13 protein-coding genes and 9 pseudogenes are annotated in these 22601 nt (G+C 59.5%); 13 read left to right on the forward strand and 9 right to left on the reverse strand.

What is annotated here, in order from left to right; all coding sequences use genetic code 11:
- Positions 1-476 precede the first annotated feature (476 nt).
- On the forward strand, positions 477-1820 hold the full coding sequence (locus ABIF91_RS08960; RefSeq protein WP_208086440.1) for an IS1380-like element ISBdi2 family transposase: 1344 nt from the start codon (positions 477-479) through the stop codon (positions 1818-1820).
- A gap of 377 nt (positions 1821-2197) precedes the next feature.
- Positions 2198-2353 (forward strand): annotated as a pseudogene (locus ABIF91_RS08965) (IS256 family transposase); the annotation flags it as partial.
- 193 nt (positions 2354-2546) lie between these two features.
- Here the strand turns inward: ABIF91_RS08965 and ABIF91_RS08970 are convergent.
- The 3 genes and pseudogenes from ABIF91_RS08970 to ABIF91_RS08980 all read right to left on the reverse strand — a co-directional run.
- Positions 2547-2624 (reverse strand): annotated as a pseudogene (locus tag ABIF91_RS08970) (transposase); the annotation flags it as partial.
- Between the two features lie 332 nt (positions 2625-2956).
- Positions 2957-3994, reverse strand: coding sequence for a hypothetical protein (locus ABIF91_RS08975; protein ID WP_028182038.1), 1038 nt, complete (start codon positions 3992-3994; stop codon positions 2957-2959).
- Positions 3957-4625 (reverse strand): AAA family ATPase, encoded by a 669-nt coding sequence (locus ABIF91_RS08980; RefSeq protein WP_028182039.1) that lies wholly within the window; start codon positions 4623-4625, stop codon positions 3957-3959. Before ABIF91_RS08980 ends, ABIF91_RS08975 begins: the two co-directional genes overlap by 38 nt.
- A gap of 1262 nt (positions 4626-5887) precedes the next feature.
- On the opposite strand from ABIF91_RS08980, the gene ABIF91_RS08985 reads away from it, so the two are divergent.
- Positions 5888-6925 (forward strand): cytochrome-c peroxidase, encoded by a 1038-nt coding sequence (locus tag ABIF91_RS08985; protein ID WP_028182040.1) that lies wholly within the window; start codon positions 5888-5890, stop codon positions 6923-6925.
- A 99-nt stretch (positions 6926-7024) separates the two neighbouring features.
- Positions 7025-7126: pseudogene (locus ABIF91_RS08990) on the forward strand (IS5/IS1182 family transposase); the annotation flags it as partial.
- Here ABIF91_RS08990 and ABIF91_RS08995 read toward each other — a convergent pair.
- A pseudogene (locus tag ABIF91_RS08995) lies at positions 7113-7411 on the reverse strand (IS66 family transposase); the annotation flags it as partial. The pseudogenes ABIF91_RS08990 and ABIF91_RS08995 overlap by 14 nt on opposite strands.
- A gap of 294 nt (positions 7412-7705) precedes the next feature.
- On the opposite strand from ABIF91_RS08995, the gene tnpA reads away from it, so the two are divergent.
- Together tnpA and tnpB are read left to right on the forward strand one after the other, a co-directional pair.
- Positions 7706-8128: an IS66-like element accessory protein TnpA gene (gene tnpA, locus ABIF91_RS09000; protein WP_424578819.1), complete on the forward strand. Its 423-nt coding sequence runs from the start codon at positions 7706-7708 to the stop codon at positions 8126-8128.
- Positions 8125-8469, forward strand: coding sequence for an IS66 family insertion sequence element accessory protein TnpB (gene tnpB / locus ABIF91_RS09005; protein WP_424579058.1), 345 nt, complete (start codon positions 8125-8127; stop codon positions 8467-8469). The genes tnpA and tnpB overlap by 4 nt, the downstream gene beginning before the upstream one ends.
- A gap of 103 nt (positions 8470-8572) precedes the next feature.
- Here the strand turns inward: tnpB and ABIF91_RS09010 are convergent.
- Positions 8573-9702 (reverse strand): IS3-like element ISRj2 family transposase gene (locus ABIF91_RS09010; RefSeq protein WP_129557670.1). Its coding sequence is split into 2 segments (ribosomal slippage): positions 8573-9450 and positions 9450-9702, totalling 1131 coding nucleotides; the frame shifts between segments, so codons are not numbered across the junction.
- A gap of 87 nt (positions 9703-9789) precedes the next feature.
- On the opposite strand from ABIF91_RS09010, the pseudogene istB (ABIF91_RS09015) reads away from it, so the two are divergent.
- From istB (ABIF91_RS09015) to ABIF91_RS09045, 7 genes and pseudogenes are all read left to right on the forward strand, one after another.
- A pseudogene (istB, locus tag ABIF91_RS09015) lies at positions 9790-10071 on the forward strand (IS21-like element ISFK1 family helper ATPase IstB); the annotation flags it as partial.
- A gap of 99 nt (positions 10072-10170) precedes the next feature.
- A pseudogene (locus tag ABIF91_RS09020) lies at positions 10171-11437 on the forward strand (IS256 family transposase).
- A gap of 30 nt (positions 11438-11467) precedes the next feature.
- Positions 11468-11611, forward strand: a pseudogene (locus ABIF91_RS09025) (ATP-binding protein); the annotation flags it as partial.
- A gap of 85 nt (positions 11612-11696) precedes the next feature.
- Positions 11697-12950, forward strand: a complete 1254-nt coding sequence (istA, locus tag ABIF91_RS09030) for an IS21 family transposase (protein WP_424579059.1) — start codon at positions 11697-11699, stop codon at positions 12948-12950.
- 14 nt (positions 12951-12964) lie between these two features.
- Positions 12965-13717: an IS21-like element helper ATPase IstB gene (istB, locus tag ABIF91_RS09035; RefSeq protein WP_038943657.1), complete on the forward strand. Its 753-nt coding sequence runs from the start codon at positions 12965-12967 to the stop codon at positions 13715-13717.
- Between the two features lie 150 nt (positions 13718-13867).
- Positions 13868-14302: pseudogene (locus ABIF91_RS09040) on the forward strand (IS110 family transposase); the annotation flags it as partial.
- A gap of 226 nt (positions 14303-14528) precedes the next feature.
- Positions 14529-14927, forward strand: a complete 399-nt coding sequence (locus ABIF91_RS09045) for a hypothetical protein (RefSeq protein ID WP_155252192.1) — start codon at positions 14529-14531, stop codon at positions 14925-14927.
- Here ABIF91_RS09045 and ABIF91_RS09050 read toward each other — a convergent pair.
- From ABIF91_RS09050 to ABIF91_RS09065, 4 genes and pseudogenes are all read right to left on the reverse strand, one after another.
- Positions 14928-16195: pseudogene (locus tag ABIF91_RS09050) on the reverse strand (IS256 family transposase). It lies immediately after the preceding gene.
- Between the two features lie 63 nt (positions 16196-16258).
- Complete coding sequence (locus tag ABIF91_RS09055) at positions 16259-18529, reverse strand: type I restriction endonuclease subunit R (protein WP_424579060.1); 2271 nt, start codon at positions 18527-18529, stop codon at positions 16259-16261.
- Complete coding sequence (locus ABIF91_RS09060) at positions 18513-19793, reverse strand: restriction endonuclease subunit S (protein WP_035674148.1); 1281 nt, start codon at positions 19791-19793, stop codon at positions 18513-18515. Before ABIF91_RS09060 ends, ABIF91_RS09055 begins: the two co-directional genes overlap by 17 nt.
- The gene (locus ABIF91_RS09065; RefSeq protein WP_080660088.1) at positions 19790-22579 is read right to left on the reverse strand and encodes a type I restriction-modification system subunit M; all 2790 of its coding nucleotides are present in this window, start codon (positions 22577-22579) and stop codon (positions 19790-19792) included. Before ABIF91_RS09065 ends, ABIF91_RS09060 begins: the two co-directional genes overlap by 4 nt.
- Positions 22580-22601 lie beyond the last annotated feature (22 nt).

The raw sequence follows: 22601 nt of genomic DNA on the forward strand, positions 1-22601 counted from the left end.
AGGCTGGGTGACCAGTTTAGCCCGTCTTATTCGCGAGAGGGCGCCTGAGAGGCTGGCGAGCGTGGTGTAAAGCGCTGATGCGGCGTAGGATTCGGTTGCGAAGCCACCCCATCACCTTCAACCGCGAACGCCACGCCCGCCATGACCGATGATACGATTTCAGACCACTATCGAGAAGCAAGAATTCAACACAAATAAAACCTCTGCCTCGCGCTCGATCTCTTCATGCTTGATAGTCTCGTTTCGGAGGCTGAGCACCTACCGCGTCTAATAGGCCGCTCGCGCCGGTTTCTTTGGACGCGGCACGACCGCGACTCCACGTTTCGGCACAGAAATGATCGGGAGTCACTCAATCTTTCTTCAACTTAACCCGTCTTATTCGTAAGAGTGCGCCTGAGGGGTAAAGCGCTGATGCGGCGTAGGATTCGGTTGCGAAGCCAACCCCATCACCTCCAACCGCGAACGCCACGCCCGCCATGACCGACGATACGATTCCGCCCTTCTCGTTTCCAGCCGTTCACGCCAAGAAAGTCACAGCTGCCTTCGATGGTGGGCGCCTAACCTCGAACGGGGGCGTGATGCTTCTGGCGATGGCCGAGCGGCGTCTCGGTTTGGCCAACAATCTGGCCCGGGTGTTCCCGGATCGGCGCGATCCGACGCGGGTCGTGCACAGCCTGGTCGATATGTTCCGCGCTCGCATGTTCGCGATCTGCTGCGGCTACGAGGACGCCGACGACCTCGATCATCTGAGGTCCGATCCGGCATTCAAGCTGGCCTGCGGTCGCCTACCGGACACGGGCCGGGATTTGTGTTCCCAGCCGACGCTGTCGCGGCTGGAGAATGCTCCGCGCCTGCGCGACGTGATCCGGCTGACCTACACTTTGGTCGACGCATGGATGGATAGCTACCCGCGCGAGCCGGCATCCGTCACGCTCGACATCGATGATACCTGCGACGTCGTCCACGGCCATCAGCAGCTCTCGCTGTTCAACGCTCATTATGACGAACGCTGCTTCCTGCCGATCCACGTCTACGACACGGAGAAGAGCCGGCCCGTGGCCGTCGTGCTGCGGCCCGGCAAGACGCCGGGCGGCGTCGAGGTGCGTGCCCATCTGCGCCGCCTGGTACGGCATATCCGGACGCGATGGCACAACACGCAAATTACGTTCCGTGGCGACGGGCACTATGCCCGGCCGGAGGCAATGGCGTGGTGCGAGACCAACGGCATCGACTACATCTTCGGTCTGTCCGGCACCAAGCCTCTCGCCAGAAAAGTCGACGAGGTCGCCGACGACATCCGCACGCGACGCGCCATCGAGAACCTGCCGGTTCTGCGTGGCTATACCGAGACGCGCCACAAGGCAAAGTCCTGGGATCGCGAACGGCGCACTGTCGCCCGTATTGAGGCGACGATGCTCGGCCTCGACATCCGCTTCGTCGTCACCAGCCTCGATGTCGGCTCGGCCGAGTGGATCTACGACAGCCTGTATTGCGCGCGCGGCCAAGCCGAGAATCTGATCAAGCTGCATAAGACGCAGCTCGCCTCCGATCGCACCAGCTGCCGTTCGGCGCTCGCCAACCAGGTCCGTCTCGTGCTCCATACGGCCGCTTATTGGCTGATGCTGACCGTGCGCGACGCCATTCCCAAAGCCCGGGAATTGGCCGCTGCCGAGTTCGCGACGCTGCGTCTTCGGCTCTTGAAAATCGCCGCCCGTGTCGTCGAGACCACGAGCCGCATTCGCCTTGCGTTTGCCGCGGCATGTCCCGAAGCCGACCTGATCTGCGGCTTGCCCGGCGCGCTGCTGCCGCTCGGTCCTTGACCGGCGGGGCGTCCGCCCCCGTTCGCCCAACCCATCCCTCAAGCGCGTTGCAAAGTACCGGTCGTCAGGCGGCGAAAAGCCGAAGGCAATCCTGTGCGCCTCGTCAGACAAGATGTGCGGCCGCATCAATCGGGCCCAAAAGCCGCACTCTCACGAATAGGACGGGTTAGCGTTCAGTGGCGGCCCAGGGAGGCTTCTCGCCGATACAACTTGGCGGCGCCCCGCGGGCTTAACCCCCGCCCACGGGAAGGGTGGTTAGCGTTGTTATGGCAAGGCTGAGAGCTATCGCTGAAAGTTGGTGACGGCGGGAATCGGAAAGGCGGCATATCGTGGGGGTGCTTGACGCCTCCACTTCTCCACCGAAGGAGCGATATGCCGTGTCAAACGATAACGTCATCCAGCTGATTCAGCCAGGAATCTTCGACGATCAACTCACAGAAGTCTTGCGCAACGGGGCACGAGCCCTTCTCGCCAAGGCGGTCGAGGCCGAAGTCGCAGACTTTCTCGGCCAGCATGCCGATTTGAAGACCGCCGTTCACATGCACCTGGTAGCGCTGCGCCAGATCCGTCACCGTTGATTGTTCTCGCAGCGCCTCCAGGGCGATCTTTGCCTTCAGCGCTGCATCGATTTTTCGTCTCGTCTTCTTCATGGTCCGCTCCGTTTATCAAAACGGAACGGCATCCGCACCACCTAAGCCGCCGGTCCAAAATCCGGGGTCCACTTCAATCGGCGACCGACACGCCGGCCTCATGCTCCTTCAAAATCCCGATGATCTGCTCGTCCGAAAAGCGGCTGCGCTTCATGCTTTGGTCCTTGTCGTGGGCCAGAGCGAACTTCAAACTGGATTAAGCCCGTGGGGCAAGGTCATAGTCAGCGCTGCCCCAAACTTGCGTCAGAGCCAATTTTGCATGCCGGATGACAAGCAAGCCATCTACGCTCGGGAGCAAGTAGACAGCCGTGCCGGGGAATGCGCGGCAGCGGCATCTCAATGGTTATCAGCGCAATCATGGGCCATGCAAGAGCGGCGCCGACGTCAAGCCTCCTCTTCGTCCAAAGCTCGGACGAAGTTGCCGGGCGGTCCTCGCCGGACCTCGGCCTCAGTCAATCGGGCTCCAAACGCCTGCGCTGCCTAGCTTTACACTTCTGGATCTGAAATGCGGGTCAGCATCCTCACGTGCGGTCCCGCCCGTTTGAAGATCGGCTCCCAAAACGCATAGGCGTTCTCGACGAAACTCTCGGTTACGGTGAACTTCGTGAGCGCCGCCCGGTATGCGGCCTGTCGTCGGCAGCCCTGTCCCTCGACAAGGTGCCAGATGAATTGAGCGACCTGGCGCGTGTACGTGCTCGGACGACCTCGGTGGTTGGGTACGATCTCAAGTCGCATGGTTCCGGTGTCACGCGTCTCCGGTTCGGTGATATTGGCAAGCCAAATGAAAATTGATGGATCAATGCTCGCGGGATAGCCGTCGCGCTTAAGCTGCTGATTGATGACAGAGAATGCGCTGGCGGCTTCCCTGAAGCACTCGCTCAGGATGAAGTTCGCCTGATTCTGCAGCTTGCCGCTCCGAAGATCGTCGAGCAAACTGACCGCCTCGCCAGTGAGCCGCCGCATATGTCGCGGTTGCGACCGCCCCTCGCTGTCGGCTGGTTCCTTCTGCATAGTCAATTCGGCCGCATCCGCGCGAAAACCCGTTGCGGCTTCGTTGAGAACGGTCCGAAAATTGCCTTCAAGTCTGGAACCGACGACGGTTTTCGACGCCGCTTCGCCTCCCACCCGTGTCTCAACGAGGCCCTTTGCATGGTCCAACGCAGCATTCAGGCCGGCTTTGATGTTTTCAGAAGCTCTGTCTTGAGAGTCCTCGGCAACTTTCACCATCATCTCGGTGGTAATGTCGGAATCTAGGAGTTCGTCCTTGCGCGGCGCCGCCGCATTCCGAGATTCAAGCCCCGCAACGGGACTTGGAGCCGTCGCTTGCCTTGCAAGGATTGTTTGATCAGACGTATTCGAGCGTGTGTGCTCCGATCGCGGATTGTAAGCAGCAATCCCGCGGGACAACACAAATAGGCCATCGTCAACGGCTCGGCTCGCCGCCGCGGTAAGCTCCACGAGCGAGCGTCGCGCGCAGCGCGTCTGCCTAGTACGCGGCTTTTTCGTTTCTTGCGTGTGGCTCATGATCTGACGACCCCTCGACAAGCTTCTTCAAGATCCAGCGCCACAGCTCACGAACTTCCTCCGAGGCTCTTCCCTCTCGTGCAAACTCAGTCACGCCTAATCCTGCCCCAAGCGCGTCCTGATGGTCATTGCGCTGCCCGACATAGGGTAGCGCGAGCACCCCGAGCGAATTGAGCGACGCTGCGGCTTCACTCACGCGGCAGCCCCGCGGTGGCGTCTGAGCGAGGACGAAAGCAAATCGGCGGTTGAGCCTACGAATAGCAACTAGCGTCGGTATCGCAGCTTCGATGTCGGCCGGACTCGGACGCACCGGGATCAGGCAAAGATCGGCCCTCGCGATGGCGTGCATGGCCAGTGCATTGTTCGTGGCGGCGGTATCGATAACCGTAAGCCAGACCCCCTCGGCTTCAAGGCTGACGAGCGCCCCTTCTATTTCGGCCGAATCAGCGACCCGAACGACCCGGGGATCGGGATGGCCGCGCCGCTCTTTCCATTTTGAAATCGTGCCTTGTGGATCCGCCTCGACAATTGCGACGCGCTCCCCGTTCCCCAACGCTGCGACTGCAATTTCGACCGCCAGCGTGCTCTTGCCGCTTCCGCCTTTTTGGGTGACCAGAGCAAGGACATACATCTCCTACGCGTCCCGGACGACAACGACATGAAACGCACGAGTCATCGACATTTAGCCTACCCTTCCCGATGGTGGGTCGCATCAAGGGCGAACGTGGAAATCGCAGCCAAATCGAGGCCCAGCGGCGAAATACGTCGGCCAACATCAGCCGGTCCAGTTAGGGGGCCGCGAGAATCACCACGACGTGGCTTTGTAAAATAGCCCATTATTCGGCCGTGTCACGGATCTTCGCGAAAGGATTGCTGAGCACTGTCGTACAAGCTTGAAAGCAGAGCCTGCTAGCCTCTCTGGAATGGACACGGCAAGAAGCGGCTGTCGCAGTTGCAGCAAGATGCTGCGGCCTACCAGATTAGAGAGGTGATCTGCCTGCCAGCTCGAACTATCGAGCTAACCTCAACTTGGGGACAAGCTACGCAATATTTTTCGTGCCCTGCAGGAGGACTCTGGGATGAAGTGCAACAAGCAATTGTCGCTCGCGGGCATCAATGCGTTCGGGACGATCGCTTTTGGCAGCGAAAGTTCATCTGCTGATTTGCCTGCGGCACCTGTCGTCAAAGCACCGACTCCCGTTTATCCTCGCTTCAGCTGGGCTGGAGGTTACATCGGAGGCAGTGTAGGCGCGGGTTGGGGTACCAGCCAGACCGACCTCGCTGTGGGCAATACATTCATTGGCGCCCCCGTCAACCAGACTGTAAACCAGCTCATCGGCGGCACTGCCGATTTGAATGCGCCATTGCCGCAGGTGCAGATGAACCGGCGGCGTACAAGCCGGTTACAACTTCCATTCCGGTTTGATGGTCTACGGCGTGGAAGGCGATTGTTTTATGGAGTGGTATCAAGGGGCGCACTGGATTTATTGATAGGTCGAGCGCGGAATATGATGAAGTCGCATCGCTACTCAAAGTGTCCGCGCTCCTGCCGAAGTTCTCGATCTCGGCAACCACCAAGCGCAAGTGGAGTTGGTCGGGCGGAGTTGGCAGTCCAGCAGATCCAACAGCCGAGACAAAGCGGTCACATCAGGAGAGACGCTTTTTGCCTCCTCGAAGAGCGGCAAAAAGCTATGTTTCGTACGAAGGTCAAAGTGTTCGTGTCGGGCTAGCGACAACTGTCGCGAAGCCAACATCGAACACAGAAACCCAAGACCAATTCACTCGTGAGCGCTGGCTCAGTTCCCGCACAGCAGCAGCCATCCATGCAGTGGGCGCCCTCTCTGAAGAACTGTTGTTCGGTAGCGGCGCGGAAAGATCTGGAAGTCTCACGTCATGCGCAAGGCATCGATTGCTACCGTTCTGGTGCTCGTCTCATCCAATGCTATCGCACACGACGATTTGATGAAGACAGCCAAACAGATTTTCAAACCGATCCCTTACGCTATCCCCACGCTAAACGACAACCCCATGACAACCGAGAAAGTGGAGCTTGGCAAGATGCTGTTCTTCGATCCTCGTCTGTCGGCGAGTGGGATCATTAGCTGCAATACGTGCCACAATCTTGGCACCGGCGGCGTAGACGCGGGTCCAACCTCAGTTGGTCACGGCTGGCAACGGGGAGCGCGTCGGGCGCCAACCGTCTACAATTCGGTGTTCAATGTCGCGCAGTTCTGGGACGGACGCGCGCCGGATCTTAAGGCACAAGCCAAGGGGCCCGTTCAGGCGAGCGCCGAAATGAATGCGACCGCGGATCACGTGACAAGCACGCTGAATTCGATGGAAGATTATGTTGGCAAGTTTAAGCGGGCGTTCCCGCGTGATACACCGCCGGTCACCTTCGACAATTTCGCGAAGGCGCTCGAGGCGTTCGAAGCGACGCTCACGACACCAGCAGCTCCGTTCGACCAATACCTGAACGGCGATGGCAACGCGCTGGATGATCAGCAAAAGGCGGGATTGCAGCTGTTTATGGACAAAGGCTGCGCCTCCTGTCACAACGGCATCAACATTGGCGGGCAGGATTTTGTCCCGTTCGGCGTGATGGAAAGACCAAACATCAAACTGCGTCCGGCAGCCGACCAGGGGCGTTTCGCTGTCACAAAGGCCTCTAGCGACCAATACGTGTTCCGCGTGGCCCCTTTGCGCAACGTTGCCTTGCGGGCTCCCTACTTCCATTCGGGTCAGGTTTGGACGCTCCAGGAAGCCGTAGGAATTATGAGTGAGGTCCAGCTCGGCGCCAAGCTCAGCGAGAGGGAGAATAACGATATCGTTGCGTTTCTTTATTCATTGAGCGGCCGTCTACCCAAAATCGAATATCCGATACTGCCAACTCGCACAAAGGAGACGCCGCCACCGTCCTTAGACAGATAGTGTCCTGTTCAGTTTCCTGAGAGCTGACCGAAAGAGGTGAGCGGTTTTGGCCCTGGCCTGTAATTCCTTCGGATTTGCAAAGCTTCGAGGCAGGACACCATGCCGTGGACCAAAGCCGCTCGTATCGAGTATCAGTGCAGTGGACTGCGTAACGCAAGCGATCTGACCGACACCGAGTGGGCGCTGATAGCCCGCTCGATTCGCTGCTTAGCCAGCCGTAGGCAATGACTGAACTGTTAGGTTGAGGAAGGCGAGCGGATCTACGTTGTTCATCTTCGCTGTCTGCAGCCGTGCTGCGATCGTCGCCCAGGTTCGTCCCCCGCCGTTTCGCTGCGAGCGAAGAGGCGATTCTCTCTCGTAATTGTTTGCGGCCTAACGACGCGTTCGACGAATGTTAGAGTCTATCTTGATGCGACCATCGGTCAGGAAGTGTTCGAAGATGGCGCGGCGCGAGACGGCGTAGCGGATCGCCTGGGCCAGTTTTGATTAGAGCTGGCCCCGGTTGTTTGGTGCGGATTCCGATTTATTCCGGCCGGGTATTCCGACTTGAAGCCGGCCATCGTTCCGATTTGAAGCCGGCCACGATTCCGAAATGAAACCGGCCGGCATTCCGATTTGAAGTCGGCCGGGTTTTTGGAAGTCGGCGTTTTCGTTTGGATCAGTCCCTCAGGCATCAAGTCCCGCGTTGATCGATAGCAGTACGACGACCCCACCTCGTTTAGGTGGACGGGATGAGCGAGACTCGCGCGTGGATTTGACAACGCGAGGGACGCTCGTTCCATGCATCAAGACAGACATCAAGACGGGCATGATGCCGCCTCCTATCAGCGGATCGAGGTGATCACAGGGGAGAGGCGACGGCGCAGTTGGAGCGATGCGGAGAAGGCGCGGATCGTGGCCGAGAGTGCCGATCCGGAGACGAGCATTTCCGAGGTGGCTCGACGCAACGGGGTGAACCGGGGACTGCTCAGTGTGTGGCGGCGCCAGGCGCGGCTCGCGTCGAGCGAAGCGCCGCAGTTCGTGCAAGTCAGGCTCCAGGCCGCCGTCGAGGCGCAGCCGAACGCGATCGATAAGGCGCATGTTCTGACGGATCCGGCCGAGCGGATCGAGGTGATGATCGCGGGCGCGACGGTGCGCGTGCCCGTCGGCGTCGACGCCGCGACGCTGGAGCGCGTGCTGGCGGCGGTGAGATCGACGCGATGATCTCTTTCGGTCCAATGGTCCGTGTGTTCGTCGCGACGCAGCCGATTGACTTTCGTAAAGGCGTTCATGGCCTTGTCGCGCTGGTAGCGGAGGGATTAGGCGGCAAGCCCTACAGCGGTGACGTTTATGTCTTCCGATCGAAGCGATCGGATCGTTTGAAGCTACTGGTTTTTGACGGCTCGGGAATGGTTCTAGCGACGAAGTGGCTGGAGAATGGGGGCTTTGCCTGGCCACCTGTTCGCGAGGGTACGATGCCGGTGACGGGGGCGCAACTGGCGATGCTGATTGAAGGTCTTGCAGAGCTGGCCCCGGTTGTTTGGACAGCGCCCCGCTGGATTTAAGTGGATTCCTGCCGGGTTATGCTGAACGCGGGGCTTTACGGTTTTGTCGTTGCGTCGGGAGGGCGTAGCCCGACCAGAGCGACGACAAAACCGTCGGCGACGGTCATGCGGCCATCACCATAGCTTGCGTGCCGAAGTAAGCCTCGTCGGGCGTGCGCCCGTCAAGGCTCGAGTGAGGGCGTCCCTGATTGTAGAAGGCCAGATACTTGGCAATTGACGCTCGCGCCTCGGACACGCTGTCGTAGGCGCGGAGATATACTTCTTCGTATTTGACCGTGCGCCAGAGCCGCTCGACAAACACGTTGTCGCGCCAGGCGCCCTTGCCGTCCATGCTGATGGCGATCTTCGCGTCCAGCAGCACATCGGTGAACTCGAGGCTGGTGAACTGGCTGCCCTGATCCGTGTTGAAAATCTCGGGCCTGCCGTGCTTCGCCAACGCCTCCTGGACCGCTTCGACGCAGAAGGCCGCCTCCATTGTGATCGAGACGCGATGGGCCAGGACCCGTCGGCTGAACACATCGACGACCGCCGCGAGATAGACGAAGCCACGCCGCATCGGAATGTAGGTGATGTCCATTGCCCACGCATGGTCGGGCCGCTCGATCTTCAATCCGCGCAACAGGTACGGGTAGATCTTGTGACCCGGAGCCGGCTTGCTCGTGTTCGGGCGACGATAGACCGCCTCGATCCCCATGCGCTTCATCAGCGTCGCGATGTGGCGGCGACCGGCGTATACGCCCTCCCGCCGCAGCAACGATCGCAGCATACGCGCTCCCGCGAAGGGATAATCGAGATGCAGCTCATCGAGCCGACGCATCAAGGCAAGGTCCTCGGCCGAAACTGGCCGAGGTTCATAGTAGACCGTGCTGCGAGCCAGCTTCAGGACCTTCGCCTGGCGCACGATAGAAAGATCATGATCGCGGTCGATCATCGCTTTGCGCTCAGCAGGCCCGCCTTGGTGAGCGCGCCGGACAAAAAATCGTTTTCCAACGCCAGCTCGCCGATCTTGGCATGTAACGCCTTCAAATCGACCGGCGTCTCGGCCGATGTCTTGTCATGCCCAAACACGCCGGCGGCGCCTTCCAGGAGCTGGTTTTTCCAGATCGTGATCTGGTTCGGATGAACATCAAACAGTTGCGCCAGCTCCGCCAGTGTCTTGTCGCCTTTGACCGCAGCCAAAGCAACCTTCGCCTTGAATGCCGGAGAATGCGTCCGGCGGCTCTTCTTCGTCATCTTCGCTCCTGATTCGCAGCAAGAATCCTCGCCGCTGTCAGGCAGAAAATCCACTCAAGCTACTGTCCGAATTTGCGGGGCCAGCTCTTAGCCTGCGCGCTCGGCCACAAGGCCTGCCGCGACAACCGATCAGTCCTCTATCATCGCGTTCCAAGGCTGTTCGAGGCGCTCGCGCTCGCGCGCGGAGACGGACGTTACGCCCGGCTCCTCAAAAGCCTCGGCCGCGCTCAGCTTCTGATTTTGGATGATTGGGGACTATCGGTGCTCACCGCCGCGGAACGCCGCGATCTGCTCGAAATCCTCGAGGACCGCCATGGCCGCGCATCCACCATCGTCACAAGTCAGCTCCCCGTGGACACCTGGCATGGAGCCAGAGCTATGCGGGAAACTGGGTGATGACGGAATGAGATAGGCGGCGTATCGAGGCGGGTGTCGAGCCTGCCAGAACCTCAAGGAGAGCGATACGCCATGAACGAGCATAGCAACATTGTCCCACTGCGTCAGCCCGATGAGATCGACGATCCACTGACGAATATTTTGCGATCTGGAGCTCGGCAGCTGCTTGCGCAGGCTGTCGAGATGGAAGCCGAGGCGTTTCTCGCCGCGATGAAGGGCTTGAAGCTTCCCGATGGCCGCGACCGCCTCGTGCGACACGGCCATGGTCCAGTGCGGACGATCCAGACGGGGATCGGCGCCGTCGAAGTCGCCCGGGTAAAGATTCGCGATCGCGCGGTGACCAGCGATGGCGAGCGGATCCGCTTCACCTCGGCGATCCTGCCGTTGTGGGCACGGCGCACGAAGAGCTTGGATGCACTTTTGCCGGTTCTGTACCTGCGAGGCATCTCGACGGGCGACTTCCAGGAGGCGCTGGCGGCGCTCTTGGGCAAGGATGCGCCGAATCTTTCTCCGGCGGTGGTTTCCAGACTGACGACGGAGTGGCAGCTCGAGTACGAGCGTTGGCAGAAGCGCGATCTGTCGGCGCGCCGGTACGTATACGTGTGGGCGGACGGCGTCTTCCTGCAGGCTCGCATGGAAGACCACAGCGAATGCATGCTGGTGCTGATCGGCGCGACGCCGGAAGGCAAGAAGGAACTCATCGGCTTCCAGGTCGGCGTGCGCGAGAGCACGCAGAGCTGGCACGAACTGCTCGTCGAGGCGAAAACCCGAGGGCTGAAGATCGCCCCGGAAATCGCCGTCGGTGACGGCGCGCTCGGCTTCTGGAAGGCGCTCGACGAGGTCTTTCCCGCCACGCGACATCAGCGGTGCTGGGTGCACAAAACCGCGAATATCTTGAACAAAGTCGCAGTGTCGGTACAGGCCAGCATGAAGAAGGATCTGCGCGAGGTCTATTTGGCGTCCAACCGAGCTTCGGCCGAAGTGGCGATCGATGTCTTTGCCGAGAAATACGGCGAAGTACGACAAGGCGGTCGAGTGCCTGACGAAAGATCGCGACGCAATGCTTGCGTTCTACGAATTCCCCGCCGAGCATTGGGACCACTTGCGGACGACGAATCCCATCGAAAGCGTGTTCGCGACGGTCCGGCACAGAACGGTGCGCACGAAAGGTTCGTTATCGTCAACGACTGCCAAGTTGATGGTGTTCAAGCTGCTCTGCGCCGCATCAAAGACCTGGCGGCGGCTGAAAGGCACAAATCAGTTGCCGAAGGTCGTCGCAGGTGTCAGATTCGAAAACGGCATCGAGGTCATCCAAGTGCCGGAAAACCACGCCGCCTGATCGCCTCGTCACCCAAAATCCCGCATAGCTCATGGAGCCATTGGGGACCCCACGGTCGCCGACGCCATTCTCGATCGCCTCGTCCACAACGCCCACCGCCTCCAGCTCACCGGAGAAAGCATGCGAAAACGCAGCGCCAAAACCATCACCCTTGACGGCCAACCAGAACACTGACTCTATCTCCCATCGGCCGTAGCGGGCTGCTCACGATCGTCTGAATTCAGTGCTCACGATCGCGCGAAATCGATGCTCACGATCCGTGAAATCCGCAAATCTGATGGTGCTGTGGGAGGAGTACCGGGCGGTCCACCCGGAAGGTTATGGCTACAGCCGGTTCTGCGATTTATTCCGAGAATTCGACCGGCGGCTGTCTCCGACGATGCGGCAGGACCATCCGGCCGGCGACAAGGTCTTTGTCGATTACTCCGGCAAGAAGATCATGATCGTTGATCGCGAAACCGGGGTTGTACGCGATGCGGAGATCTTCGTCGCCGTGCTTGGCGCCTCGAATTACACCTACGCCGAGGCGACCTGGACGCAGACACTTCCGGACTGGATCGAGGCCCATGTCCGGATGTTCCGGTTCTTTGGCGGGGTGCCGCGCCTCGTCGTCCCTGACAATCTGAAGTCCGGCGTGCACCGGGCTTCGTTCTACGACCCTGAAATCAATCGCAGCTACGGGATGATGGCGTCCCATTACGGCGTTGGCGTCCTTCCGGCACGGCCAAGAAAGCCGCGGGATAAGGCAAAAGTGGAGGCCGGGGTTCGGTTTGCCCAGACCTATATCCTCGGGCGGCTTCGTCGCCAGACCTTCTTCTCGTTGGCCGAGGCGAACGCAGCCATTGCCGCTGCGCTGGAGCGGATCAACGCGCACATCATGCGCCGGCTCGGTGTCAGTCGCCGTCAATTGTTCGAGACGGTCGAGATGTCGGTCCTGGCGTCGTTGCCGGACGCCGATTATCAGTTTGCGGAATGGCGCGTGGCCCGCGTCTCGCTCGATTATCATGTCGAGATCGACGGCTTCTTCTACTCAGTTCCACACGGCCTGATCCGGGAGCAGGTCGACGTCCGCGCCACCACCCGGACCATCGAGCTGTTCCATCGGGGTTCGCGTGTTGCGGCTCACCAGCGCCGCTACGGCGGCCGCCGGCACGGCACCGATCCCGACCACATGCCCAGCGCGCATCGGCGTTACGCCGAGTGGACTCCCGAGCGGTTCCGTCGCTGGGGACGATCGATCGGGCTAAACACTGAGGGTCTCGTCCTCGCCATTCTGGCCAATCGGCCTCATCCCGAACAAGGATTCCGGACCTGTCTGGGTGTGCTTCGGCTGTTCAAGGATCTCGATCCGGAACGCGCCGAGTTGATCGCGGCCCGCGCGGTTGCGGTCCGCGCGCTGACCTACAAGAGCATCGCCTCGATCATCGCCAACAAGCTCGACCGCAGCGCTCGCCCCACCGATGACGTCGTCGTCGACCATCCCAATCTGCGCGGCCCCGGCTACTTCCATTGAAAGGAAAATCCAGCATGCTGACCCATCCCACGCTCGACCTGCTGCAAAATCTCGGTCTCCACGGCATGGCCAAAGGCTTCAAGGAGCTTGATGCCCAGCCCGAAGCACGCAGCCTCGAACATGCCGAATGGCTGGCCCTGCTCCTGGAACAGGAGAAAACGCAGCGACAGCAAAAGCGGTTTGAGAGCAGAGCTCGCGCCGCCAAGCTACGTCATGCCGCTTGCGTCGAGGATGTCGACTACCGTGCCATCCGCGGGCTCGACCGCACGCTCTTTCTAAAACTCGCCGCCGGCGACTGGATCCGAGCGAGGCATAATCTCCTCGTCACTGGGCCATGCGGCGTCGGCAAGAGTTGGCTTGCTTGCGCCCTCGGCCACAAGGCCTGCCGGGACGACTTCGCCGTTGCCTACCATCGCGTCCCGCGTCTGTTCGCCGCTCTCGCACTGGGACGCGCCGACGGACGCTATACCAGGATGCTGCGGGCGATCGCACGACTTGATCTGCTGATCCTGGACGACTGGGGACCAGAACCTCTCGACGCCGACCAGCGCCGTGATTTGCTCGAAATCGTCGAGGATCGATACGAAGCCCGTTCGATCATCGTCACCAGCCAGCTGCCCGTCGATCGCTGGTACGAAATCATCGGAAACCCCACCATCGCCGACGCGATCCTCGATCGCCTCGTCCACAATGCCTACCGCATCGAACTCAAAGGAGAGAGCCTCAGGAAGCAGAAGCAACCCGCTCAAGATCAACCGGTCTCTTGACCTTCCCAGCCCTCGACGACATCATGAAATTGACCCATGCGAACGACGCCACGGGTGGCCGGCTTCAGATCGGAATACCCGGCCGGCTTCGAATTGGAATGCATGGCCGGCTTCGTTGGAATCCACACGCCGTTTCTCTCGCGCGGCTGCTTACGCGCCGGCGAGCTGACGGCTGTGTGGGTTCCCGATGAAGGTCACGAAGCGATGCGCGACCTCGTTCGCGCTCGATCGGCAGCGGTTGAGACGCTGCGGATCCACCGGCAGCAGGTGAGCGCCTTCATGCTCAAGCATGGCCGCACCTATCCCCGCAAAAAGGGCTGGACAATGCGCTATTTGCGTTGGCTCCAGGAACAACAGTTCGACCACCCCGCACATCAGATCGCGCTACAAGAAATGGTCGAAGCAGTTCGCGTCGCCAGGGACAGGGTCGACCGGCTCGAGCGCACGATCGAAGAGTTCGTCTCGACCTGGTCTCTGGAGCCGCTCGTGCGGGCGCTTCAAACATTGCGCGGCGTCGATCTGGTCGTCGCAGTGACATTCGCGACCGAGGTCGGTGATGTGAGCCGTTTTGAGGGTCCACGTCAGTTCGCTGCAGGCGTGGCGCGGGGTCGATGTTGAGAGAGCTGCAGGAGAGGCCATAAGCATCGGGCGAGGGTGGCGAGCCTCATACACAAAAAGCGTGTCTTCCACCGAGGAGTAGAGTACACTGGTGGCCTCAATCTGGTGCAACAGCCTTGTCCGCGAGCGGCTCGATCCGCGCGAAGCGGAGCTGCAACCGGTCCAGGCCCGAGGTTCAATGAGGAGCCCGAACATGGCCGCGACCCAATTTATCGTTGAAGATGCTGTGAACGGTTTTTCCGTGACTCCGAAGGAGACAGGAAAATCAGGGAAATACTGGAACATTGCGCTCCCGCATCTGCTCGGCTCAGACCCGGTTAATGGGGGCGGTCTGCTCTTCCTGATGGAATCGATGAACGGAACCGAGAGAACCTCGCAAATTTCTGTTCAATGGAACGAAACGTTTAACTCTTGTCGGCTCGGCATGGCCGGGAAAGAACAGTACCTAGATGTTCAGCTTTCGAATCTGGGGGCATCGAGAGTGCCGATCAGCGTGATCACACCAAAAACAACGTCTGTCGGGATACTGGATTCTCAGCGAGGAAGCTCGGAAGACTTTGAGCTATGGCTGATTTTGGGTGACGCGGCCTGATCAGGCGGCGTGGCTTTCAGTGTTCGGAATGACTTCGATTCCGTCGATGAACTTTACACCGGCGATGACTTTCGGCAACTGGTTCGTGCTCTTCAATCGCCGCCAGGTCTTCGATGCGGCGTCGATGAGCTTGAACACCATCAGCTTCGCAGTTTGTTGCGACAGCGATCCCTTGGTCCGCACCGTTCGGTGGCGCACCGTGGCGAAGACGCTCTCGATCGGGTTCGAGCTGCGTAGGTGGATCCAGTGCTCAGCAGGGAAGTCGAAGAAGGCGAGCAGCGCATGGCGATCCTTGATCAGGCACTCCACCGCACGTCCGTATTTGACGTGGTATTTCTCGACGAAGACGTCGATCGCGGTTTCAGCTTCGGCCCGGTGTGGGGCCAGATAGATGTTCCGCAGGTCGTTCTTCATGGGGCCCTGCACGGATTTGGCGACCTTGTCGAGTACGTTGCTCACTTTATGGCACCAGCATCGTTGGTGCCGCGTGCCGGGAAAGGCCTCGTCCAGTGCCTTCCAGAAGCCGAGGGCGCCGTCGCCGATGGCGAGTTGCGGGGCAATCCGTACCCGCGTTGCCGCAGGTCGATCAGGAGTTCGCGCCAGCTCTGCGCGCTCTCGCGCACGCCGACCTGGAAGCCGATCAGCTCCTTCTTGCCTTCCGGCGTGGTGCCAATCAGCACCAGCATGCATTCGCTGTGATCTTCCATGCGGGCCTGCAGGTACACGCCATCGGCCCAGATGTAGACATAGCGACGCGCCGACAGATCGCGTCTCTGCCAGCGTTCGTACTCGACCTGCCAATCGGCCTTCAGGCCGGCGATCACCGAAGGCGACAGGTTCGGCGCATCCTTGCCGAGCAGCGCCGAGAGCGCCTCCTGGAAGTCGCCGGTCGAGATGCCGCGCAAATAGAGGACCGGGATCAAGGCATCCAGGCTCTTCGTCCGCCGCGCCCATAGCGGCAGGATTGCCGAACTGAAGCGGAGGCGGTCGCCTGGCCCGCTCGCTCCGCGGTCGCGGACCTTGGGACGAGCGACCTCCACCGGACCGATGCCGGTCGCAATCTCGCGCACCGGACCGTGCCCATGTCGGACCAGGCGCGCTCGACCGTCGGGCAGCGTCAGATTGGCCGTGCTGGCCAGAAACGCGCCAACCTCGATCTCGATCGCCCTGGCAAGCAGGTCCCGCGCGCCGGCACGAACGATATCGGTCAGTGGATCATCAACCGCGGACGGCTGACGGAAAGCAAGAACATTGGTAGTCTCGGTCATGGCGTATCGCTCTCCTCGAGAGGTTCTGGCAGGCTCGTCACCCGCCTCGATACGCCGCCTTCCTCACACCGTCATCACCCAGATTCCGCCATAGCTCTTCGCGTTGCTTGCTTCACCACAAAAGTAGTGGAGGTACTGTTCCATCTCGCGCGGTTGCGCAACGGGCTCGCATAGGTAGCGGAGCGCTTCGCGGGCGGAGTCAAGCTGCGCCTTCCCCTCCACCAGCCAATCCTTGACAATAACGTTACCATCTTTTCCATCGGCGTCGATGTCCAGTTCGTCCGAACCGATCGACTTCTGTACGTGTTGGAACAGTTCCTTGAAGTCTACGATGTAACCGAAGTCCTTATCGTCACCGTCAAGCCGATTGGTGCGACGGATCGCTTGGAAGAGGTTATGGTCGTGAAGCTCGTTGTCGAGATAAATGTAAGTACAACTCGGCGCGTCGAAGCCAGTCAGTAGCTTGCTCACCACAATGAGAAGCTTGCAGTTGGCTGGCTCCTCGATAAAGCGGCGCTTGGTATCATCCTCATAGGCTTTGGTGGTCTGTCCGTTCTTTAGAACGTGCTGTGTATAGGTATCGAACTTGTAGCGCTCGTCGCTGTTGGCCGGCTCGCGCGAGATGGCGTTGTGGTTCGGCTCAAAGGATGTGATGATGCCGCAGTATCGTCCGAAGGACGTATTCTGGAATAGACGGTAATAATGGCAGGCGTCGTAGATGGAGGCCGCCACTAAAATCGCAGTGCCTCGGTCATTGTTCAGCCGTGGTTTCAGGCCGAAGTCTTCGATAATGCTGGCAATGATACGCTGCTTGCGCTCGCCAGCGCTCATTAGTTCCTCCATCGTCGCCCAGCGTCTGCGCAGGACAGCCCGTTGGAAATTGTTCAAGCCCTTGGTCTTTTGCTCAAACCACGCATCGATTGCCTTCGATGAGGTAAGGCGCTGTGGCACATCGCGGGCTTCATATTTGAGATCGAGCACTACCTTGTCGGCCACGGCCTCCTGGAATTTGTAGGTGTGAATATAGGTACCGAAGACATCGCGAGTGGTCTGCTTGTCCTTCAGCAGGAGGGGCGTGCCCGTGAAGCCGATGAAGATCGCGTTTTCGAGCCAACGCTTCATCTGCTTGTTCATGTCACCACCCTGGGTGCGGTGGCATTCGTCCACAAAGACGTAAAAACGCCCATGCGTCGGCGGCGCCGGGACGTTGAATCCGGGGGTGAACTTGTGAATCAATGCGCAGAGGAGTCTAGGCGTGGTGCTGCTCAGCTTCTCCACGAATTCCTGCCGCGAGGTGACGCGGGGCGACGGCGATTCTGCGCCGATAACTCCGGCATTGCGCATCACGCCCTCGATCTGCTTATCAAGCTCGTCGCGGTCGGTGATGATGAGAATGCGGGCGTCGGGATCGTGTTCCAGCAGCCACTTGGCGATCAGCACCATGAGGATGCTCTTGCCGCTTCCCTGGGTGTGCCAGATGACGCCACCCTCACGTTTGCCGACGCGTTCCTGTGCCGCCTTCACGCCGTGGAATTGGTGTACGCGCGGCACTTTTTTCCGACCCGCGTCAAAGATGATGAAGTTGCGGATGAGGTCGAACAGCCGGCCCTTTTCGCACATCTCCGCAAGCGGCCGGTCCAACAGAGAGCCGCTAGTCGGCGGAGTCACATTGCCGCCGCCCTGCGCTTTCCATTCCACGAAAAACTTCGCCTCAGTGGTGACGGTGCCATAACGTAGCCCCTGGGAATCGTTGCCGGCGAAGACGAGCTGTACCGTGCTGAAGAAGCCCTTGTTAAAAATCTCCTCCTGATTGGTTTCGAGCTGTCGGATGCCGTCGGCCAGCTCCACCGAGCCGCGTTTCAGCTCGATCACCCCGATGGCGATTCCATTCAGGTAGAGGACGATGTCGGGCCGCCGTTGATAGCCGCCGCGGAGGGTCACTTCCTCGGCGAGGGCGAAGTCATTCTTCTCCAGGTGCTCCCAATCCACAAGATGCACTGTCTCGTGAGCTTGACCAGCGGCAGTCTGCACCGGCACGCCATAGCGGAGTAATTGATAGGTACGCAGGTTTGCCTGATACAGGGTGACCCCGGTGGCGTCGGCTGCGGTCTCCAGCTTTTGAAGGGCAGCGGAGATCTGTACGCCGGCATAGCCGCGCTGCTTTAGATTATCGCGCAAGAGTGCGGTCTCGATGGGCCGATTGTTCTCCCGCTTATTCCAGTCCCCGAGATAGCGGTAGCCGAGGCAATCAAGCCGCGTCTTGTCGGTGAACAAGGCGACAACGCGGTTCTGCGTGCGGCGCTCGGAGCGTGGTTGTTCAGGCATGGGATTCATTCGGCGAGATGAGCCGCGTCCATCCGGTGAGGAGTTCCTGCATCATGCCCTGCTTGAGAGCCCGGGTCTTCTCTCGCCGCTCTTTCAGGCTCGCCAACTCCGCATCCATGTCCCCCAAGACTTCGGCGATTGCCGCTTGTTCGTCGACGGACACTGGTGCAAGAAACGAGAAGCTCACAAAGTCTTTTTGGTAAAGGTGGGAGATCGTGGACCCGGCCTGGAGCTTGGTGAGAAACTCATCAAAGATGCGTGACGTCAGTACGTAGAAGAAGAACTTCGGATCATAGGCCTCGTTTTTTGGACGAATGACAAACACTCCGCTGTTTAGCGTTCCTGGACCGGGAAGATCATCGACGAAGGCCACCTTCCCGATAGTCCCATCCTTCGTCAGCAGGATGTCCTTGGGGCGCAGCTGAATGTTTCGATCCTGATTGTAGCGCTCTGCGGCGACGAAATGGCAGCTCGACCAAGCGATATGTCCATCGAGGAAGTCCGTCCCAGTGACCAAATAATAGGGGCCCGATTCAAGATACTCGGCCGTCGTCAATCCCTGCCAACCAATGCGAGCCTTTAAAGTGGAGTTATCGGCCATGTTTAATGGGGCCCACTTACCGTGAAAACCGGGAAGACGTGTTTGGCCGGTGAGGAGCTGCTGCATCGCGGCCTGCTTGAGGTCGCGCTTCTTGGCGATGAGCTGATCTATCGCTCCTAGCAGCGCATCCACATCGTTCAACGCCTTCGCGATTGCGCGTTGTTCGTCAAGGCACTTTGGTGTTGGAATCTTGAATGTGCGCAGAGAGGCAATGGGGATTTCCTGCAACGCTGATCCATTCATGGCCTGCTCTAAACGCTTTCGCGTGGCAGAAGAGGAAATGACCTGCTGGCAATATTCCGGCGACCAGCCTGGGCGTATCGCGATGAGCGCGACTCCTCTGGTCAAGTTTGCGCCCGCCAAATCCTCATCCACTAGGCCAACATCACCAACCTTTCCACGAAGCGGCATCACGAGGTCACCAGCCTTCAAGATTGTGCGGCGATAGGCGTCACTTATCTCTTTCGAAGTAGTAATTAGCTCCGCCTTATTGATTTTACCTTCATTGATGTCGAGGACGCGGAGGCAACGGACGCCGTTGATGATATTCGGCCCGGTCTGCACAATGCCGTAGGAGATGGGCCTCTGAGGTTCGGTAAGCTCAGACAACGAAAGCACTTCCCAGTCCTTTGGGATCGCTCCCACCTCGGTCTGTTTGTAGCCAAGTTTCATCGCCCAGCAGCCTTTCCGAGTTTGGGACGCTGCAGGGGCAGAGCTTCACATCCGTCTAAACTCGGCTTGGCTTTCATCGTGTTGAGATGTCCATCTACGCGCGCGGCCAGGGCGGCTACTTCATCGACGATCCGCGGCAGCGGTTCGGCGTAGCGTTCCGCAAGCAACCGAATGCGACCGGTGAGGGTCTGGGAGACGCCGTCCAACTCACCCTGGATGGCGGTGGCCAGCGTCGTCAGCCATTTGTCATCCACGACAAGGGTTTGAATTTCGGGCTCGGTGAGCTTTGGATATTGGTCATATGCGAGTTGGTCGAGCACCGCCTCGGCATCTTTGATCTTGGTTTTGAGAACGGTCTGTTGGTCGAGAAGTTTGAGGAACCGGACAGTGGCTTGCAAATCAAGCAAACTCTCCGGCAATGGATTCATACTGAGCCGATTAACAAATATCGACTCGATCGCCGCGAATAGTTCATCCGCCCTCTTCGTGGCATCCTTCTGCTTTTTGTCCGTGCTTACGTAATCAGCTAGAGCATCATATTCTTCACCAGTCGAAAGTCGCGCGAGCCGGTCCTTCACGGCCTTGAGGGTTAGTTTTCCCTTGGGGTTCTTGAGCGCCGAAAAATGATGCTGGTCGCTGAGCGTTCGGAGGTGCGTTGCGTAGCCATCCGCAGAGTCAATGACCGTTCTGTAAGCAGCGCAAGCTGGCCTGTCCTCATCATTCCAGATAGCCACGATCGCTTGTGTGTAGGCGAATTCAGCGTCTGCCTTGGACGACAAATCCTTCAGCACGCCCTCCTCGCCGCCATACTCTTCCAAAAGCTCCGCCATCTCAGACGTGATGGCTTCTAGTTGGACATTAAGCTCATCGATGGCCGCCTGCTCCTTGGCGAAGTAGCGGGCGACGATGAGCGGCTTGGGAACAAGGTCGCAGGCCCAACCAGTGTCTCGCCTTTCGCCCTTCCTCTTTCCGCTCTTCACTTCTTCAATGACACGATGAGTCTCGGCCACCCAGCCATCGGCAGCGATGAGATAACAATCGTCCTGCATGGTCTCATCCCAATAGTCCATGAGGTGTTGATAGACGGCGTAGGGATCGATCAGCGGCTGGCCCTCGGCATGAGCCAAGAGGCGCTCGGCGTGCTCGTGTATGACTTCCTTCGGCAGGCAGTCGCGCTTGAGCTGGCGCAGGCTTGCGGCGGCGGCGGTGCGCCACTTTGCAAAATGCGCCGTCAATCCGGCAATGAAGGCTGAGAGCTGCGGGTGGCCGTGGATGGTGGTCTTCAGCTGGGCGATCCCGACAACAAGGTCGACATAGCCTGGACGGTTGGCATTGAACAAGGTGGCGCGCAGGTCAGGGCTGACTGTCCAGTAGTCGCCCAGGGCGTCGATATCCCGCGTGGGGATCCCACCGTGGAGATGGCCGCCGATATCCTGGACGTCCTCCGCCTCCTGGGAATCGATGTAGCGCGGAAGGTTGAGATTGAACTCGTGCTTCTCGATCTCGTCATGCGGCACGAGGCGGGAGTAGCCCGGATGCGCTTCCGCGTTGGTGAAGACATCTACGATCCGGTGAATATCGCGTTCACGTAGGCGGTTCTTGTTGCCGTCTTTGATGAAGCCTTTGCTGGCATCGATCATGAAAATGCCCTTGCGGGCAGTGGCGTTTTCCTTATCAAGCACAAGAATGCACGCAGGGATGCCGGTGCCGTAGAAGAGGTTGGGCGGTAGACCGATGATGCCCTTGAGATAGCCGGAACGGACGAGCTGCGTACGGATGCTGGCCTCGGCATTGCCGCGAAAGAGAACACCGTGGGGCAGAATGCAGGCGCCTTTACCGGTGCTCTTAAGCGAGCGGATGATGTGCAGCAGATAGGCGTAGTCGCCCTGTTTGGCGGGTGGCTCGCCCCATTGGAAGCGTTGATAAGAATCGGCCGAGACTGTAAGCCCAGTGCTCCAAGTCTTGTCTGAGAACGGCGGATTGGCAACGACATAGTCATAGGTGCGAAGCTGCTCGCCGTCCTTGAACTTTGGCGCGGCGAGGGTATTGCCTGAAAGGATGTTCGCCGCCGGAAAATCGTGCAGGATCATGTTCATGCGGGCGAGACCGGCGGTGGTCACGTCCTTCTCCTGCCCCTCCAGGGTGATGTGCTTTCCAGCCTCCGCGGCGACCTTCAATAGCAGCGAGCCGGATCCGCAAGTGGGGTCATATGCGGTCGTAGAAGCCACAGTGTTTCGGGGAGAGATACCGATGACCTTGGCAATGACCCGGGAGACCTCGGAGGGCGTGTAGAACTGTCCCTTGCTCTTGCCGCTCTCGGTGGCGAAGTGCCGCATGAGATATTCATAGGCGTCGCCCAGGATATCATCGTGATCCGCGCGGTTCTTCGAGAAATCGAGCTCTGGCTTCTGGAAGATGCTGATGAGATTGGTGAGGCGGTCCACCATCGCCTGCCCCTCGCCGAGCTTATTCGGATCGTTGAAATCCGGAAAGTCGGTGCGGGCGAGGCGTGAGTTGGCGTCGATGAGCGGCTGGATGACCTGAGTGTTTATCTTGTCGCCGATGTCGCTCTTGCCCTTGAGGGCGATCATGTCCTTGAAGCTGGCGCCCTTTGGAATCGTAACGGGTGGGGCGAAGTCATCGGAGTCGCCGTACTTGTCGGAGACATATTTGATGAACAGCATGAACAGGACGTAGTCCTTGTACTGGCTGGCATCCATGCCGCCGCGAAGCTCGTCGCAGCTTGCCCAGAGCGATGAGTAGAGTTCGGATTTCTTAAGCGCCATTCTCGATTGGTAGTTAAGGGTG

The sequence above is a fragment of the Bradyrhizobium sp. USDA 241 genome, assembly GCF_049739505.1.
Lineage (GTDB): Bacteria > Pseudomonadota > Alphaproteobacteria > Rhizobiales > Xanthobacteraceae > Bradyrhizobium > Bradyrhizobium liaoningense.